General features: G+C 73.0%; 13 protein-coding genes. 5 read left to right on the top strand and 8 right to left on the bottom strand.

The window, feature by feature from the left end; all coding sequences use genetic code 11:
- Window positions 1–162 precede the first annotated feature (162 nt).
- Window positions 163–1,347 carry a cytochrome P450 family protein gene (locus IE273_RS04220; RefSeq protein WP_229887072.1) on the bottom strand — a complete coding sequence of 395 codons (1,185 nt, stop codon included), beginning with the start codon at window positions 1,345–1,347 and terminating at the stop codon, window positions 163–165.
- Window positions 1,348–1,563: 216 nt separating this feature from the next.
- Here IE273_RS04220 and IE273_RS04225 point away from each other — a divergent pair, with 216 nt between their 5' ends.
- Window positions 1,564–1,950, top strand: coding sequence for a ribonuclease domain-containing protein (locus IE273_RS04225; RefSeq protein ID WP_189813777.1), 387 nt, complete (start codon window positions 1,564–1,566; stop codon window positions 1,948–1,950).
- A gap of 72 nt (window positions 1,951–2,022) precedes the next feature.
- Here the strand turns inward: IE273_RS04225 and IE273_RS04230 are convergent, their stop codons facing one another.
- The 6 genes from IE273_RS04230 to allB form a co-directional block, all read right to left on the bottom strand.
- Window positions 2,023–4,392 carry an MFS transporter gene (locus IE273_RS04230; protein ID WP_189813778.1) on the bottom strand — a complete coding sequence of 790 codons (2,370 nt, stop codon included), beginning with the start codon at window positions 4,390–4,392 and terminating at the stop codon, window positions 2,023–2,025.
- Between the two features lie 197 nt (window positions 4,393–4,589).
- Window positions 4,590–5,498, bottom strand: coding sequence for a DMT family transporter (locus IE273_RS04235; RefSeq protein ID WP_189813779.1), 909 nt, complete (start codon window positions 5,496–5,498; stop codon window positions 4,590–4,592).
- Between the two features lie 259 nt (window positions 5,499–5,757).
- Complete coding sequence (locus tag IE273_RS04240) at window positions 5,758–6,384, bottom strand: dihydrofolate reductase family protein (protein ID WP_189813780.1); 627 nt, start codon at window positions 6,382–6,384, stop codon at window positions 5,758–5,760.
- Between the two features lie 100 nt (window positions 6,385–6,484).
- Window positions 6,485–7,300, bottom strand: a complete 816-nt coding sequence (locus IE273_RS04245) for an AIM24 family protein (RefSeq protein ID WP_078611843.1) — start codon at window positions 7,298–7,300, stop codon at window positions 6,485–6,487.
- Window positions 7,301–7,429: 129 nt separating this feature from the next.
- A complete protein-coding gene (gene alc / locus IE273_RS04250; protein WP_189813781.1) occupies window positions 7,430–8,545 on the bottom strand; it encodes an allantoicase in 1,116 nt (371 codons plus the stop codon).
- Between the two features lie 47 nt (window positions 8,546–8,592).
- The gene (gene allB, locus IE273_RS04255) at window positions 8,593–9,933 is read right to left on the bottom strand and encodes an allantoinase AllB (protein WP_189813782.1); all 1,341 of its coding nucleotides are present in this window, start codon (window positions 9,931–9,933) and stop codon (window positions 8,593–8,595) included.
- A gap of 273 nt (window positions 9,934–10,206) precedes the next feature.
- On the opposite strand from allB, the gene IE273_RS04260 reads away from it, so the two are divergent.
- Complete coding sequence (locus IE273_RS04260) at window positions 10,207–11,004, top strand: IclR family transcriptional regulator (RefSeq protein ID WP_189813783.1); 798 nt, start codon at window positions 10,207–10,209, stop codon at window positions 11,002–11,004.
- Window positions 11,005–11,323: 319 nt separating this feature from the next.
- Complete coding sequence (locus IE273_RS04265) at window positions 11,324–11,746, top strand: DUF6234 family protein (protein ID WP_189813784.1); 423 nt, start codon at window positions 11,324–11,326, stop codon at window positions 11,744–11,746.
- Window positions 11,747–11,753: 7 nt separating this feature from the next.
- Here IE273_RS04265 and IE273_RS04270 read toward each other — a convergent pair whose 3' ends face one another.
- Window positions 11,754–12,107, bottom strand: a complete 354-nt coding sequence (locus tag IE273_RS04270) for a DUF5955 family protein (RefSeq protein WP_189813785.1) — start codon at window positions 12,105–12,107, stop codon at window positions 11,754–11,756.
- A 145-nt stretch (window positions 12,108–12,252) separates the two neighbouring features.
- On the opposite strand from IE273_RS04270, the gene IE273_RS04275 reads away from it, so the two are divergent.
- Complete coding sequence (locus IE273_RS04275) at window positions 12,253–12,861, top strand: nucleotidyltransferase family protein (RefSeq protein WP_189813786.1); 609 nt, start codon at window positions 12,253–12,255, stop codon at window positions 12,859–12,861.
- 184 nt (window positions 12,862–13,045) lie between these two features.
- Entirely contained in the window at window positions 13,046–14,671 is a 1,626-nt protein-coding gene (gene aceB, locus IE273_RS04280) for a malate synthase A (RefSeq protein WP_189813787.1), read from the top strand.
- The last annotated feature ends 48 nt before the right edge of the window (window positions 14,672–14,719 follow it).

A 14,719-nucleotide genomic window follows, 5' to 3' on the forward strand; every position in this document is an offset into this window, starting at 1 on the left:
GCGCCGGGTTGGGGGCGGGTGGCGGGGCGCAGGCTCGTACGCCTGAGGGACGTACGCCGTCGCGGCCGGGAGGAGGCGCCGTGCGGCCCTGGTGACGTGGAGGTCGCACGCCGTTGGGCCCGGCGCGCGGCACAGCCCCGCGGGCCTGCGTGGCGTACGCCGTCACCAGCGGACCGGCAGGCTTCTCACGCCTCGCATGAGCATGCCCGGCAGCCACTCCCCCGGCTCGCCGTCCAGGGTGAGGCCGGGAGCGCGGTCCAGGAGTGCGCCGAGGGCGATGCCGGCCTCCAGACGGGCCAGGGGCGCGCCCAGGCAGTAGTGGATGCCGTGGCCGAACGCGAGGTGGCCTCGGGTGTCGCGGCGGATGTCGAAGCGGTCGGGGTCGGCGAACCGGGCGCCGTCGCGCTGGGCGGCGGTGAGGCCGATCAGCACGTCGTCGCCCCGCCCGATCCTGGTGCCCGCGATCTCCAGCGGCTCGGCGGCGTACCGGTACGTCGCGGTCTCCACCGGCCCCTCCCAGCGCAGGGTCTCCTCCACCGCCGCGTCGAGGAGGGCCGGGTCGGCGCGCAGGGCCGCGAGCTGGTCGGGATGGGTGAGCAGCGCCAGGACGGCGTTGCCGATGAGGTTGACCGTGGTCTCGTGACCGGCGATGAGCAGCAGGTAGGCCATGCCCCGCAGCTCGTCCATCGAGAGCCGGTCACCGTCCTCGGCGGTGGTGCGGATCAGGTCGCTGAGCAGATCGCCCGTGGGGCCCGCGCACCGCTTGTCCTCGATCAGCTCGGTGAGGTACTCGGCGAGGCGGACGGTCGCCGCGCGTTCGGAGTCCGTGCCGGTCGGCGCGACCACCTCCGTGGAGATCTTCCGGAACTCCGCGCGGTCCATCTCGGGCACCCCGAGCAGCTCGCAGATGACGGTGATCGGCAGCGGGTAGGCGAGGGAGTCGACGAGGTCGGCGTGGCCGCGCGGCAGCATGTCGTCGAGCAGTTCGTCGGTGATCTGCCGGATGCGCGGGCGCAGCCGCTCGACCCGGCGCATGGTGAAGGCACGCGCGACGAGGCCCCGCAGGCGGGTGTGCTGCGGTGGGTCGGCGACCAGCAGGTACTTGCCGATGAGCTGCTCGTCCAGGGGCACGAAGCCCGTCTTGGCGACGTCCTTGGCCAGCCGTTGGTCGGCGAGGGCGGCCCGCGCCTCCTCGTACCCCACGACCAGCCAGGTCTCCCAGGCTCCGCCCGGCGTGGCGAGCCTGACCCGGTGGACGGGACCCCGCTCGCGCAGCCGCGCGTAGACCGGGTGGGGGTCCCGGCGGAGTGCGTCGCCGAACTCCGTCAGGTCGATCACTCGTGCCATGTCTCCCCCTGTGGACTGCCCCGAGGTCCCGGACAGCGGCCGGTACCGGGACAACGCACACGGCGTCCGGATCGTGCCCGACACGGCGGCGAGCCGGCAGGCCGGCCGGGACGCCGGGCGCGCCAGGCCGACCCCCCGAAACCTCCCCGGACTTCACGGGACATTTTCCAGGATTGTCATTGACATGCCACCTTCTACGCGCGTCATCATGAGGCCATGAGATTCCCCCCACGGATCACACGCGTCGGCGCCGCAGCCGCCGTCCTGTCCGCCCTCCTCGTCGGCGGCACCGTCACGGCCACCCCGGCGACCGCCGCGGTCGGCAGCATCTGCTCCAGCGACCTGCCCTCGCAGGCGCACGACACGCTCGGCCTGATCGAGCGGGGCGGGCCGTTCCCGTACGCGCAGGACGGCGCCGTCTTCCAGAACCGGGAACGCGTCCTGCCCGGCCGTCCGTCCGGCTACTACCACGAGTACACGGTGATCACCCCTGGCTCGCCCACGCGCGGCGCCCGACGCATCGTCACCGGCGAGGCGTCCCAGGAGGACTACTACACCTCCGACCACTACGCCACGTTCGACCTGGTCGATTTCGGCTGCTGAGGTCCGGCCGGGCCCCTCGCCCCGCGCACTCCCCCCACGGAGAAAGGACGCGGGGCGAGGCGCCCGTCGGCGCTACGCCTCCTTGTGGCTGAGCAGGATGTCGACGCCGGCCTGGCCGCCGTCCACGGTGACCTGCGTGGCCACCGGCGCGTAGCCCGCGGCGATCACGGTGTACTGCTCACTGGCGAGGTCGGTGAAGGAGTAGCCGCCGTCGACGCTCGTGGTACGCGTCCCGACGACGTTCCCGGCGGCGTCGATCAGGGTCACCCGGGCGTCCTCCAGCACCCGTCCGTCCTGCGTGCGCACCGTCCCCGACAGGGTCGCCGCGGTGGACAGCCGGATGTCGCAGCGGGTGGTCTCGGCGGAGACGGTGGCCGGCACGGCCGCCGGGCGGTGGCCGGGCGCGCTGACGCTGAGCGTGTAGTCCCCGGGCAGCAGGTCGCCGATCCGGTAGCCGCCGCCCGTACCGGTGGTCGCGGAAGCCGTCACGTCACCGTGCCGATCGGTGACCACCACCAGGGCACCGGGAAGCATCTCCCCGTCCCCGCCGCGCACCGTGCCGGCCACGCCGCCCGGGCTGGGCAGGAGCACGAGGTCGTGGGAGACGGGTGTGCCGTCCAGGGTCAGCGTGGCGACCTGCGGCTGGTACCCGGACGCCGAGCCGATGAGGACCAGGCTGCCGCGTTCGGGGATGTCCACCGCGTACCAGCCGTCCTCCCGGGAGGTGGTGCGGGCGAGCTGGTGACCCGTCGAGTCCAGCACGGTGATCGCGGTACCGGGCACGGGTACGCCCGCACCGTCCCGCACCCGTCCACCGATGGCCGCCGCACCGCCCGCGCCCACGGCCGTCGGGGTGGCGGTCCGCCCGGCGGCCTCGGCCGCGGTCTCGGGCGCGGCCGTCGCCCCGGCGCCGGGGACGGCCCCGGTGGCGGGGCCGGCCTCGGCCCGGGACTGGCCCTCGGCATCCTCCGCGGGCAGGCTCGCCCTCTTCCTCGCGCGGAACAGCAGCACGGTGACGAGCACGGCGAAGGCGAAGAAGCCGGCCGACCACCAGTAGGCGACGGTGTAGCTGTGCAGCGCCGCGTTCGCCTTGACCAGGGGGTCGCTCAGGTGGTGCTTGGCGTAGTCGGTGGCCGCGCCGGTGGCCAGCGTGTTCAGCAGCGCGGTGCTGATCGAGCCGCCCACCTGCTGGGTGGTGTTGACGGCCGCCGAGGCCACGCCCTGGTCGCTCGCCCGCACCCCCAGGGTGGCGTAGCTCATGGCCGCGGGCATCGACATCCCGAGGCCCGCGCCCAGCAGCAGCAGCGGCGGCAGCACATGCGGCGCGTAGCTGCTGTGCAGGTCGAGGCGGGTCAGCCAGACCATGCCGCCCACGGCCAGCAGCATGCCGACGGGTACGACGATCTTGGGCCCGATCCTCGGCACCAGCCAGTTGGTGGACAGCTGCGCCATCACCATCAGCGCGCCGACCATCGGCAGGAAGGCCACGCCGTTCTTCACCGGCGAGTAGCCCAGCGTCGACTGGAGGTAGTAGGTGAGGAAGAGGAAGACGCCGAACATCCCGGCGGAGGAGATGAGCACGGTCGACAGGGCGGCGGCGCGGTCGCGGTCGGCCAGGACGCGCAGGGGCAGGACGGGGTGCTTCGCACGGGCCTGCCAGAGGAAGAACGCCACCAGCAGCAGACCGCCCGCGGCGAGGAAGCCCCAGGTCATCCAGTTGTCCCAGTCGTGCGTCTCGGCGTTGGCGAAGCCGTAGACGACACCGAACAGGCCGCCGGAGACCAGGACGGCGCCGAGGATGTCCAGCTTGGGCCGCTCGGCCGGGACGGAACGGCCGATGAGGACGACCGCGCCGATCAGCGCGGGAATCGCGATGACGTCGTTGACGTACAGCGTCCAGCGCCAGTTGAGGTATTCGGTGAGCAGACCGCCGAGGACCAGGCCGACGGCGGCGCCGGAGCCGGCGATGGCCCCGAATATGCCGAACGCCTTGGCGCGTTCCTTGGGCTCGGTGAACGTCGTGGTCAGCAGGGAGAGCGCCGCCGGCGCGAGCAGGGCGCCGAAGAGCCCCTGCACGGCGCGCGCGACGACCAGCATGGTGAAGCCGTTCGCCGCGCCGCCGACCGCTGAGGCGGCGGCGAAGCCGGCGATGCCGATGATGAAGGTCGTCTTGCGGCCGAAGAGGTCGGCGAGCCGGCCGCCGAGCAGCAGCAGACTGCCGAAGGCCAGGGAGTAGGCGGTGACGATCCACTGCCGCCCGTTGTTGTCGAAGCCCAGGTCATGCTGGGCGGACGGCAGGGCGATGTTCACGATCGTGGCGTCGAGCACGACCATGAGCTGGGCGAGGCCGATCACGGCCAGGGCCCACCAGCGGTGCTTCGGCGGGGCGGGGGTCTGGCCGGACGGCCCGGCCTGGACGGTGGCGACCGGGATGGCTTCCACGATGGGACTCCCTGATGGGGCTCGGATTGCTCAGTTGTGCGTCAGCGCCGGCAGGACGACCGTGTCCCCGTCGCCATCGGTCCGAAACAGTTTCGTACTGCAAAGGTAGGCAATCCCGCAGCGAAACTCAAACGTTTCGATCCACCTCCGGGCGATGTGCGGCAGGTCACAGACCAGGGAATCGAGCAGCCTTTCGGTCAGGCTGTCGCCCGGCGTCCCCACGCCGTCCCCAGGAGCACCAGCGCACCGCCCGCCAGGCCGAGTGCGCGGAGCCGGTCGCCGCCCAGCGCGATGCCGGCGCCGGCGGCCCACAGCGGCTCGGTGCCGAGCAGCAGGCTGACCCGCGAGGGAGAGGTGCGGCGGACGGCCCACATCTGCACGAAGAAGGCGAACACCGTGCACAGGGCCGACAGGAACAGCAGCCCCGCCCACTCCCGCGCGCCGAAACCCGTCGCCGCCGTCCACGGCGCCGGTCCGCCGGAGGCGGCCGACAGCAGGGCGAAGACGACGACGGCGGAGCCGAGCTGGACCGTCGTCAGCGGCAGCGCGCCGGCGCCCTGTACGGCCCTGATCCGGGACATGGCCAGGACGTGCACGGTGCGGGCGCACGCGGCGAGCAGCATCAGCAGATCGCCGAGGGAGGGCCGGGTGAAGCCGGCGCCCTGGGTGAGCAGGACGACGCCCAGCACCGACAGGGCCGCCGCGCCGAGGAAGGACGGCGTGGGCCGGGTGCGGGTGACGGCGGCCTCGGTGAGCGGGGTGAAGATCATGGTGAGGCTGATGATCAGACCGGCGTTGGTCGCCGAGGTGTGCACCACCCCGTACGTCTCCAGCAGGAAGACCCCGGCGAGGACCAGCCCGAGCAGGGCCGCGCCGCGCCACTGGGCGCCGGTGAGCGCGCGCAGGGCCCGGCGGCCGGCGACGGCCAGGGCGGGCAGCGCGAGGGCGAACCGCAGCACCAGGACGGCGAGCACCGTCCGGGCGGTGGTGATCTCCTTGGCCGCGAGGTAGCTGGCGCCCCAGCAGACCGCGACGAGCAGCACGGGCAGGTCGGTGTGCCAGGCCCGGCGGGGCGCGAGCGCGGCGGGCACGGCGAGCGAGGACATCGGTGCGGCTCTCCCGGTCTCCGGACAAGGGGTGCGCAGACGACGGCGGCTCGCACGGGACGCGCTCACGGTACCGGCGGCGACGATCTTCCGGCCAGGTCTTTCCGGGTGCCCGCGTCCGCATGATGTTCTCGCCGTCGACCCCGGCGCGTGGTCCTCCGCGCGCCGGGGTCGACGTGCCCTTCCCCCGGGTCCCGGACGGCGCGGAACGCATGCCGGGGCAGGCACGGTTCCGCTCCGTCCCGGCGCCGGTGGCTCGTCAGGCCCTCTCGGGGACGTCGTACGTGCCGTACTCCGGGCTGCCCGCCAGGTCGTACGTCTGGAGGGAGATGCCCGAGCCGGTGACGTGGCCGGAGCGGTGGGTGAAGCGGGTGGGGAGCGTGCCCGGCGTGAACAGGCGGCGGCCGGCGCCGAGGACGACCGGGAACGTCAGCAGGTGCAGGGTGTCGACGAGCCGGAGGTCCAGCAGCGAGCGGACCAGGGCGCCGCTGCCGTGGATCTGGAGTTCGCCGTCCGTGCGCTCCTTCAGCGCGGTGACCTCTGTGGCGAGGTCGCCGGAGACGACGGTGGTGCCGGCCCACCCGGGTGCCTGGAGGGTGGCGGAGACGACGTACTTCGGGAGGGCGTTGAGCTTGCCGGCGATCGGGTGGGCGGGGTCGGTCACCTTCGGCCAGTAGGCGGCGAAGATGTCGTACGTACGGCGGCCGAGCAGGAAGCCGCTCGCGCGGGCGAAGATCTCGGTGATGTACCTGCCGGAGTCGTCGTCGGCGAGCGGGAAGCTCCAGCCGCCCTGGCCGAAGCCACCGGAGGTGTCCTCCTGGGGGCCGCCGGGTGCCTGGTGGACGCCGTCGAGGGTGACGAAGATCGTGGAGACGAGCCGGCCCATGGCGGGTGCCTTCTTCCGGGTGCGGGGTCTGCGGTCGACAGGTCAGACCCCGCGTCCGCCCGTGACTCATCGGTCCGGCCGGCCCCGGGAGAAATCCGGCTCAGCCGGCGTGCGTGGAGAACAGTCCGCCGGTCGGGCCCTGCTTGTCGCCGCCCTGGGCCTTCTTCAGGGCGTTGGCGAGGCTCTCGATGGTGAGGGACTGGAGGATCACCCGGCCGTTGCCCTCCAGCGTGGCCAGGGACAGGCCCTCGCCGCCGAACACGGCGTTCATCAGGCCCTGGCGGTTGAGGCCGCCGACGCGCTGGACGCCGTACTCGATGCCCTCCTCGAAGGCGACCACACAGCCGGTGTCGACCTCGATGCGCCCGCCGAAGTCCGCCGGGTTCAGGTCGATGAAGTTGCCCGCGCCCGCGATGATCACCGTGCCGTGTCCGGTGAACTTCTCCAGGACGAAGCCCTCGCCGCCGCTCATGCCGGTGCGGCCTCCGGCGAAGGCGATGCCGAAGTCGACGGTGGACTCGGCGGCCACGAAGGCGTCCTTCTCCGCGAACCACGCGCGCGTGCCGTCCAGCTCCAGGGCGCGCATCTCGCCGGGGAGCACGCCCGCGAAGCCGACCGTGCCCTCACCGCCCTGGGCCGTGAAGTACTGGAAGGCCAGCGACTCACCGGCGAGCATGCGCTGGCCGACCTGCATGGCGGTGCCCATGGCCTGGCGGAGCAGCCCGCCCATCCCGCCGCCCGAGCCGCCCTGCTGCTGCCCGCCGCTGCCGGACGGGCCGGACAGCCGCGTCTCCATGGTCACGTTCGTGGTCTTGAACAGGAACTTCCCGGCCTCGCAGTACACGGTCTGGCCGGGGTGCAGGTTGACGACCGCCATCTGCATGGCGTTGCCGACGATCTCTTGCTTAAGGGTCACGTGGACAGAACGCGGAAGGAGCGGGGAAGAGTTCCGGCGGCCCGGAACAGGGGTCCGCGCGGGTGACGCGCGGGGCGCCCCGGTGCTGTCCGGCCGGGGCGCCCCACGCGCGCGTGCGTCGGCGCCGGGTCAGCCGCCCAGTTCCTGGTGGCGGGCGGCGAGGCCGCTCGCGCCCTGCTCGGTCAGGGAGCCGAACAGGCGCAGGCGGGAGATGCCGCCGTCGGGGAATATGTCGATCCGCGCGTGGGTGCCGACCGCCGGCTCGGGCAGGACGAAGCGGTGGTCGGTGTCGGGCTGGAGGCGGGTGCGGGGCAGGATCTCCCGCCATGCGCCGTCCTCACCGTCCTGCACGGACACCGAGGCCCAGCCGGCGCTGTTGCCCTTCAGGTAGGCCGTGTCGATCTCGATGGCGCGGATCTGGGACTGGGCGACGAGCCGGTAGCGGATCCAGTCGTTGCCCTGGTCGCGGCGGCGGCGGGTCTCCCAGCCGTCGTCCATCTTGCGGGAGCGGCCCGGCTGGATGGTGTTGGTGGCCGGGGAGTAGAAGAGGTCGGAGGCGTCCTCGACCCGGCCGCCGTTCTCCAGGGCGACCACGTCGAAGGTGCCGAGGACCGCCAGCCACCCGGGGTCCGGGACGACCTCGCCGTACACGCGCAGGCGGGCGACGCCCCCGTCGGGGTGCTGGTTGACCCGCAGGTGCGTGAAGCGCTGCTCGGCCGAGACGGCGAAGCCGTTCGCCGCGTGGCCGCCGACGGCGGTGCGCGGGACGATCGTCGTCCACTTCACGTCGTCGCCCAGCAGTTCCCCGGGGGACGGCGAGCCGGGTACGGACGCGGCCTCGACCGAGACAGCCTGCGGGTAGTTGCCGCGGAAGTGGGCGGTGTCGACGACGATCCCGCGGATCACCCCGGGCGCGCCGAGTCGGACCAGCGCCCAGTCGTGGTCCTCGGCGGTGGGCCACGGGTGCTCGGCGGAGGCACCGCGCCGGCGGCGGGTCTCCCAGCCGTCCATGATCTTGCCCTTGTGCCCGAAGTACTCGGGGTCGAACTCGGCCCGCTCGGGCACCAGCAGGTTCTCCCGCTGGGCGAAGAACTCGTCGTTGGCGGCGATGACGCCGGCGCCGAGCCGCCGGTCGGCGAGGTTGGCGTACCGAGTGAAGGGGAAGTCGGCGGTGCGGTAGTCCGCGTACGGGTCGCCGCCTCCGTAGGGGTTCGCGTCGCCGGTGAAGCTCTCAATCGCCGTCACGGTGATCAGTGGGTCCTCTCTGGGAGTCGGCCGGGTGCGGTGGTGGGTCACTGGGGGCGGGCGAGCAGCGTGCCCTTCGGCGCGGTGAACTCGCCGTCGGCGACGATGCGTTCGCCGCGCAGCCAGGTGGACTTGACGACGCCGTACAGGGTCCTGCCGGCGTAGGCGGTGACCCGGTTGCGGTGCTGGAGGCCGGCCGGGTCGACGGTGAAGGATTCGTCGGGGGCGAGGACGGCGAAGTCCGCGTCGTGGCCCGGGGCGATGGCGCCCTTGGAGGCGCCGAGGCCGACGAGGCCGGCGGTCCGCGTGGACATCCAGCGCACGACGTCCTCCAGGCCGTGACCGCGCTCGCGGGCCTCGGTCCAGACGGCGGACAGGCTCAGCTGGAGGCCGGAGATGCCGCCCCACGCGGTGGCGAAGTCGTCCGTCTTCAGGTCGGCGGTGGACGGCGAGTGGTCGGTGACCACGCAGTCGATGGTGCCGTCGGCGAGTGCCTCCCAGAGCAGGTCCTGGTTGGCGGCCTCGCGGATGGGCGGGCAGCACTTGAACTCGCTGGCGCCGTCCGGGACCTCCTCGGCGGTCAGGGTGAGGTAGTGCGGGCAGGTCTCCACGGTGATGCGGACGCCCTCGGCGCGGGCGGCGCGGATCAGCGGCAGGGCGTCGCCGGAGGACAGGTGCAGTACGTGCACGCGCGCGTTCAGGCGCCGGGCCTGGGCGATGAGGTTCGCGATGGCGGTGTCCTCGGCGTCGCGCGGCCGGGAGGCGAGGAAGTCGGCGTACTTGGGGCCGCCCTGCTGCGGGGCGGCGGCCAGGTGGTGCGGGTCCTCGGCGTGCACGATGAGCAGCCCGTCGAACCCGGCGATCTCGGCCAGGGACTGCGCGAGCCGCTCCTGGTCGAGGTGCGGGAACTCGTCCACGCCGGACGGGGACAGGAAGGCCTTGAAGCCGAAGACGCCGGCGTCGTGCAGCGGGCGCAGGTCCTTGACGTTGTCGGGCAGGGCGCCGCCCCAGAAGCCGACGTCGATGTGTGCCTTGTCCCGGGCGACGTCCTGTTTGATCCGCAGGTGCTCGACCGTGGTGGTCGGCGGCAGGGAGTTGAGCGGCATGTCGACCAGGGTGGTGATGCCGCCGGCCGCCGCCGCGCGGGTGGCGGTCCAGAAGCCCTCCCACTCGGTGCGGCCCGGGTCGTTGACGTGCACGTGGGTGTCGACCAGGCCGGGCAGCAGGACGTGGTCGCCGACGTCCTCCAGCCGGGCGGCGGCCGGGACCTCGGCGTCGTACGGCAGGACGGCCGTGATCGTCCCGGCGGACACGGTGACGATGGCGGCCCGTGTCCCTTCCGGAGTGACCACGCGCGTGGAGCGCAGCACCAGTTCAGCGTCGGACACCCGAACCCCTCTCTCTACCGCCGTTTTACGCCCAGGAAACGGGATTTACTCGCATGTAACGGACTTCAACGTTCTGTTGAAGGAGTCTTCACGCCTGGTTCCCCGCCGTCAAGAGGCACACTTCTGGGCAGCATCGAAGCGGCGCCGGGTCTGGACGTTTCCACAAGGCGGAATTAGAATTCCAGCAAGCAGAACGTAGCTACGTACAAGCAGGGAGTCAACCGACTGCCGGGTAGGCTTCTGCTCTCCCGCCAGTCCCGAAAGGAACGCGCCGTGCCGACGTCCAGCGCCAGCACCACCGACTCCGCCAAGCCCTCCGCCGCCGGCGGGGTGCAGTCCCTGGAGCGCGCCTTCGACCTGCTTGAGCGGATGGCGGACGCGGGCGGCGAGGTGGGGCTGAGCGAGCTGTCCGCGGCGAGCGGGCTGCCGCTGCCGACCATCCACCGGCTGATGCGCACGCTGGTCGCCTGCGGCTACGTCCGCCAGCAGGCCAACCGGCGCTACGCCCTCGGACCCCGGCTGATCCGCCTCGGTGAGTCCGCCTCCCGGCTCCTCGGCACCTGGGCGCGGCCGTACCTGGCCCGGCTGGTGGAGGAGACCGGCGAGACGGCGAACATGGCGCTGCTCGACGGGGACGAGATCGTCTACGTGGCCCAGGTGCCCTCGAAGCACTCGATGCGGATGTTCACCGAGGTCGGCCGGCGGGTGCTGCCGCACTCGACCGGTGTGGGCAAGGCGCTGCTGGCCGGGGTGCCGGACGACGAGGTGCGGGCGCTGCTGGCCCGGACGGGCATGCCGGCCGCCACCGAGAAGACCATCACCACGCCGGAGGGGTTCCTGGCGGCGCTGGCGGAGGTGCGGCGGATGGGCTACGCCGTGGACGACAACGAGCAGGAGGTCGGGGTGCGGTGCCTCGCGGTGTCCGTGCCGGACTCCCCCACGGCGGCGGCCATCTCCATCTCCGGGCCGGCGGGACGGGTCACGGAAGCGGCCACGGACAAGATCGTGCCGGTGCTCCAGCAGATCGCCGACGAACTGTCGGCGGCACTGGTCAGCCAGAACCAGGCCTGACGGGGGTACGGCGCCGGCCCGGCCGGTACCGTCGAGCGCCGCGCCGCCACGGTGAGCCCGACGGCCGGGGGCCGACCGGGACGACGCGGGGGACCGGCGCCCGGGGCGTCCGCGTCGAGGGCGGCGGCCACGTGCCCGCCCGGGTCGCCCGGCATGGCGGCCTGTCGCCGGCGACCGGCACCGGGCCACCGGGGGCCGCTCCCGCACCCCGGCTCACGCCCGGGACCGAGCACCCGTACTCATGCGCGGACCCCGGCTCACGCCCGGCTGAGTACCCGTACTCATGCGCCCCTCCCGCCCCCGCGGGCAGGGTGGCGGTATGGACCTCCCCGTCTCCCCGCCGGCCTTCGACGCCACCGCCGGTCCCGGACCCCGCCGCCGTGCCGACCGGGGTGCCGACGTCGGAGCCGGGTGCGGGCTGGTGCTCCTGGAGCTGGTCGCCCTGGTGGTGGTCTTCGGGCTCTGGGTGTTGTCCGGGTGGACCTTCGACACGGCCGAGACCGTCACGCCCGACCCGTTGTGGAACTACCTGGCCGCCGCCGGCGCGGTCGGCGTCCTCGCACTGGCGGCGGGCCTGATCGCCGCGTGGGCCGGTGCCGTCGTCACGGTGGCCACCCAGGCCGTCATGGCCGCCCTGGTGTGCCTCGTCGTCTTCGGCGGGGCCGCCGCGCAGTCCCACCAGGACCAGGTCTGCCGGGACATGCCGTCGGCATCGGGCTGCCGGGGCGCCGAGCGGCCGTAGCGGACGGTCAGGCCCCGCCGTCCGGATCGTCCCGGCGCCGCGGGGCCCGGTCGCGGGGCGGTTCGCCGAACAGGTCCACCGCGTCACACACCTCGGACAGCCCCCGGGCCAGCGCGCTCATCGAGCCGATGGCGCCGGCGATCAGCAACAGGGAGCCGCGCAGGCGCGGGGTCTCCGGCAGGCCGCCGGCGGCCATCGCGGCCAGCGCCGCGAGTTCGTCCTCGGCTATCGCCCGGTCGGGGAAGTCCGCCGGTACCGCGGCGAGTTCGCGGCGCAACCGGGACACCGCGGTCCGCAGTTCCGCCACCCTCGGGTCCTCGTCGCTGCCGGTCACCGGCCTCTGCCCCAAGCTCCGCAACACAGCCCTCCCCCCCTGCCACGGCCTCGTGCGCGGGCCAGTAAACGCCACCCCGTGCGGGAGCGCCACAGCGCGGACCGAAATTCAGCCCAATGGAAGCGGCACCGGAAGACCGGCCGAATCCACGGCCGTCGGGTATGCAGGACCCATGACGGACAACCAGGATCTTCAGGGGGGCGTCGCGGGACTGCTGCTCGCCGCCGGCGGCGGCAGGCGGCTCGGCGGACGCCCCAAGGCACTGCTGCCGCACCGGGGCCGGCCGCTGGTCGAGCACGCGGTCGGGGTGCTGCGGGCGGCCGGATGCGAGCGGATCCACGTGGTGCTGGGCGCCGCGGCGGACGAGGTGCGCGACCGCGCCCGACTGGACGGCTGTGTGCTGGTGGACAACCCGGACTGGGCGGCGGGCATGGGCTCCTCGCTGCGCGCGGGGCTCGCCTCACTCGCCGGCACGGGCGTCCGCGCGGCCCTGGTGAGCCTGGTCGACCAGCCCGGCATCGGTCCGGCCGCGACGGCCCGGGTGCTCGGCGCCTGCGAGAACGAGACCTCCCTGGTCTCGGCCGCCTACGCGGGGGTACGCGGGCATCCAGTGCTGTTCGGTGCGGCGCACTGGGCGGGCATAGCGGAGACGGCCACCGGCGACCGCGGGGCGCGGGCCTACCTGACGGCGCACGAGGGGGAGATCCGGCTCGTGGAGTGCGCGGACGTCGCGGAGCCGTACGACATCGACACGGAGGCCGACCTGAGCCGCCTCCAGTGACCGGGGTGGCACCGGGCGCCACCTTGCCTCGACCCGGAGATTCTCGACATCAACAAACCATTGAACTTCCACGATGAGGAAACTACTATCCACTGATCAGAAGCGCCTGTCCGCACAGTCGGCGCTCACCGTCCTGTTCGTGCCCCTTGGCACCAGGTGCCACCGCTGAAGGAAGTGACAGCTCATGTCCGCACCAGCGCCGTCCCCGCTGGCCATCGTCGACGCCGAGCCCCTGCCCCGGCAGGAGGAGGTCCTCACGGACGCGGCGCTCGCCTTCGTGGCGGAGCTGCACCGGCGGTTCACCCCGCGCCGTGACGAACTCCTGGCCCGCCGGGCCGAGCGCCGCGCCGAGATCGCCCGCACCTCCACGCTCGACTTCCTGCCGGAGACGGCCGCGATCCGCGCGGACGACTCCTGGAAGGTCGCCCCGGCCCCGGCCGCGCTGAACGACCGGCGCGTCGAGATCACCGGCCCCACCGACCGCAAGATGACCATCAACGCGCTCAACTCGGGCGCGAAGGTCTGGCTCGCCGACTTCGAGGACGCCTCCGCCCCCACCTGGGAGAACGTGGTCCTCGGCCAGCTCAACCTGATCGACGCCTACACCCGGAACATCGACTTCACCGACGAGCGCACCGGCAAGTCGTACGCCCTGCGGCCGAACGAGGAGCTGGCGACCGTCGTCATGCGCCCGCGCGGCTGGCACCTGGAGGAACGGCACCTGACCGACGCCGCCGGCCGGGCGGTCCCCGGCGCCCTCGTCGACTTCGGCCTGTACTTCTTCCACAACGCGCGGCGGCTGCTCGACCTCGGCAAGGGCCCGTACTTCTACCTGCCGAAGACCGAGTCGCACCTCGAAGCCCGCCTGTGGAACGACGTGTTCGTCTTCGCCCAGGACCACCTCGGCGTCCCGCGGGGCACCATCCGCGCCACCGTCCTGATCGAGACCATCACGGCCGCGTACGAGATGGAGGAGATCCTCTACGAACTGCGCGACCACGCCTCCGGGCTGAACGCCGGCCGCTGGGACTACCTGTTCTCCATCGTGAAGAACTTCCGTGACGGCGGGCCGGAGTTCGTGCTCCCGGACCGCAACGCGGTCACCATGACCGCCCCGTTCATGCGGGCGTACACCGAACTCCTCGTCCGCACCTGCCACAAGCGCGGCGCGCACGCCATCGGCGGCATGGCGGCCTTCATCCCGTCCCGCAAGGACGCCGAGGTCAACAAGGTCGCCTTCGAGAAGGTCCGCGCCGACAAGGACCGCGAGGCGAACGACGGTTTCGACGGCTCCTGGGTCGCCCACCCCGACCTGGTCCCGATCGCCATGGAGTCCTTCGACAAGGTCCTCGGCGACAAGCCGAACCAGAAGGACCGCCTCCGCGAGGACGTCCGCGTCGAGGCCGCCGACCTCATCGCGATCGACTCCCTCGACGCCAGGCCGACGTACGCCGGTCTCGTCAACGCCGTCCAGGTCGGCATCCGGTACATCGAGGCCTGGCTGCGCGGACTCGGCGCGGTCGCCATCTTCAACCTCATGGAGGACGCGGCCACCGCCGAGATCTCCCGCTCGCAGATCTGGCAGTGGATCAACGCCGGGGTCGAGTTCGAGAACGGCGAGAAGGCCACACCGGAGCTGGCCCGCAAGGTCGCCGCCGAGGAACTCGCCGCCGTCCGCGAGGAGATCGGCGAGGATGCCTTCGCCGCCGGGCACTGGCAGGAGGCGCACGACCTGCTGCTGCGGGTGGCCCTCGACGAGGACTACGCCGACTTCCTCACCCTGCCGGCGTACCGGCAGCTGCGCGGCTGAAGCCCTGCCCGTCCGGGCGGCCCGGGGGCGTCCCCCGGGCCGCCCGGC

The sequence above is a fragment of the Streptomyces olivaceoviridis genome, from assembly GCF_014650115.1.
GTDB classification, from domain to species: domain Bacteria; phylum Actinomycetota; class Actinomycetes; order Streptomycetales; family Streptomycetaceae; genus Streptomyces; species Streptomyces olivaceoviridis.

Coding starts and splice junctions, on each gene's coding strand:
- IE273_RS04220 (WP_229887072.1), bottom strand. CDS start 1,347: ATGGCACGAGTGATCGACCTGACGGAGTTCGGCGACGCACTCCGCCGG.
- IE273_RS04225 (WP_189813777.1), top strand. CDS start 1,564: ATGAGATTCCCCCCACGGATCACACGCGTCGGCGCCGCAGCCGCCGTC.
- IE273_RS04235 (WP_189813779.1), bottom strand. CDS start 5,498: ATGTCCTCGCTCGCCGTGCCCGCCGCGCTCGCGCCCCGCCGGGCCTGG.
- IE273_RS04240 (WP_189813780.1), bottom strand. CDS start 6,384: ATGGGCCGGCTCGTCTCCACGATCTTCGTCACCCTCGACGGCGTCCAC.
- IE273_RS04265 (WP_189813784.1), top strand. CDS start 11,324: ATGGACCTCCCCGTCTCCCCGCCGGCCTTCGACGCCACCGCCGGTCCC.
- IE273_RS04275 (WP_189813786.1), top strand. CDS start 12,253: ATGACGGACAACCAGGATCTTCAGGGGGGCGTCGCGGGACTGCTGCTC.
- aceB (WP_189813787.1), top strand. CDS start 13,046: ATGTCCGCACCAGCGCCGTCCCCGCTGGCCATCGTCGACGCCGAGCCC.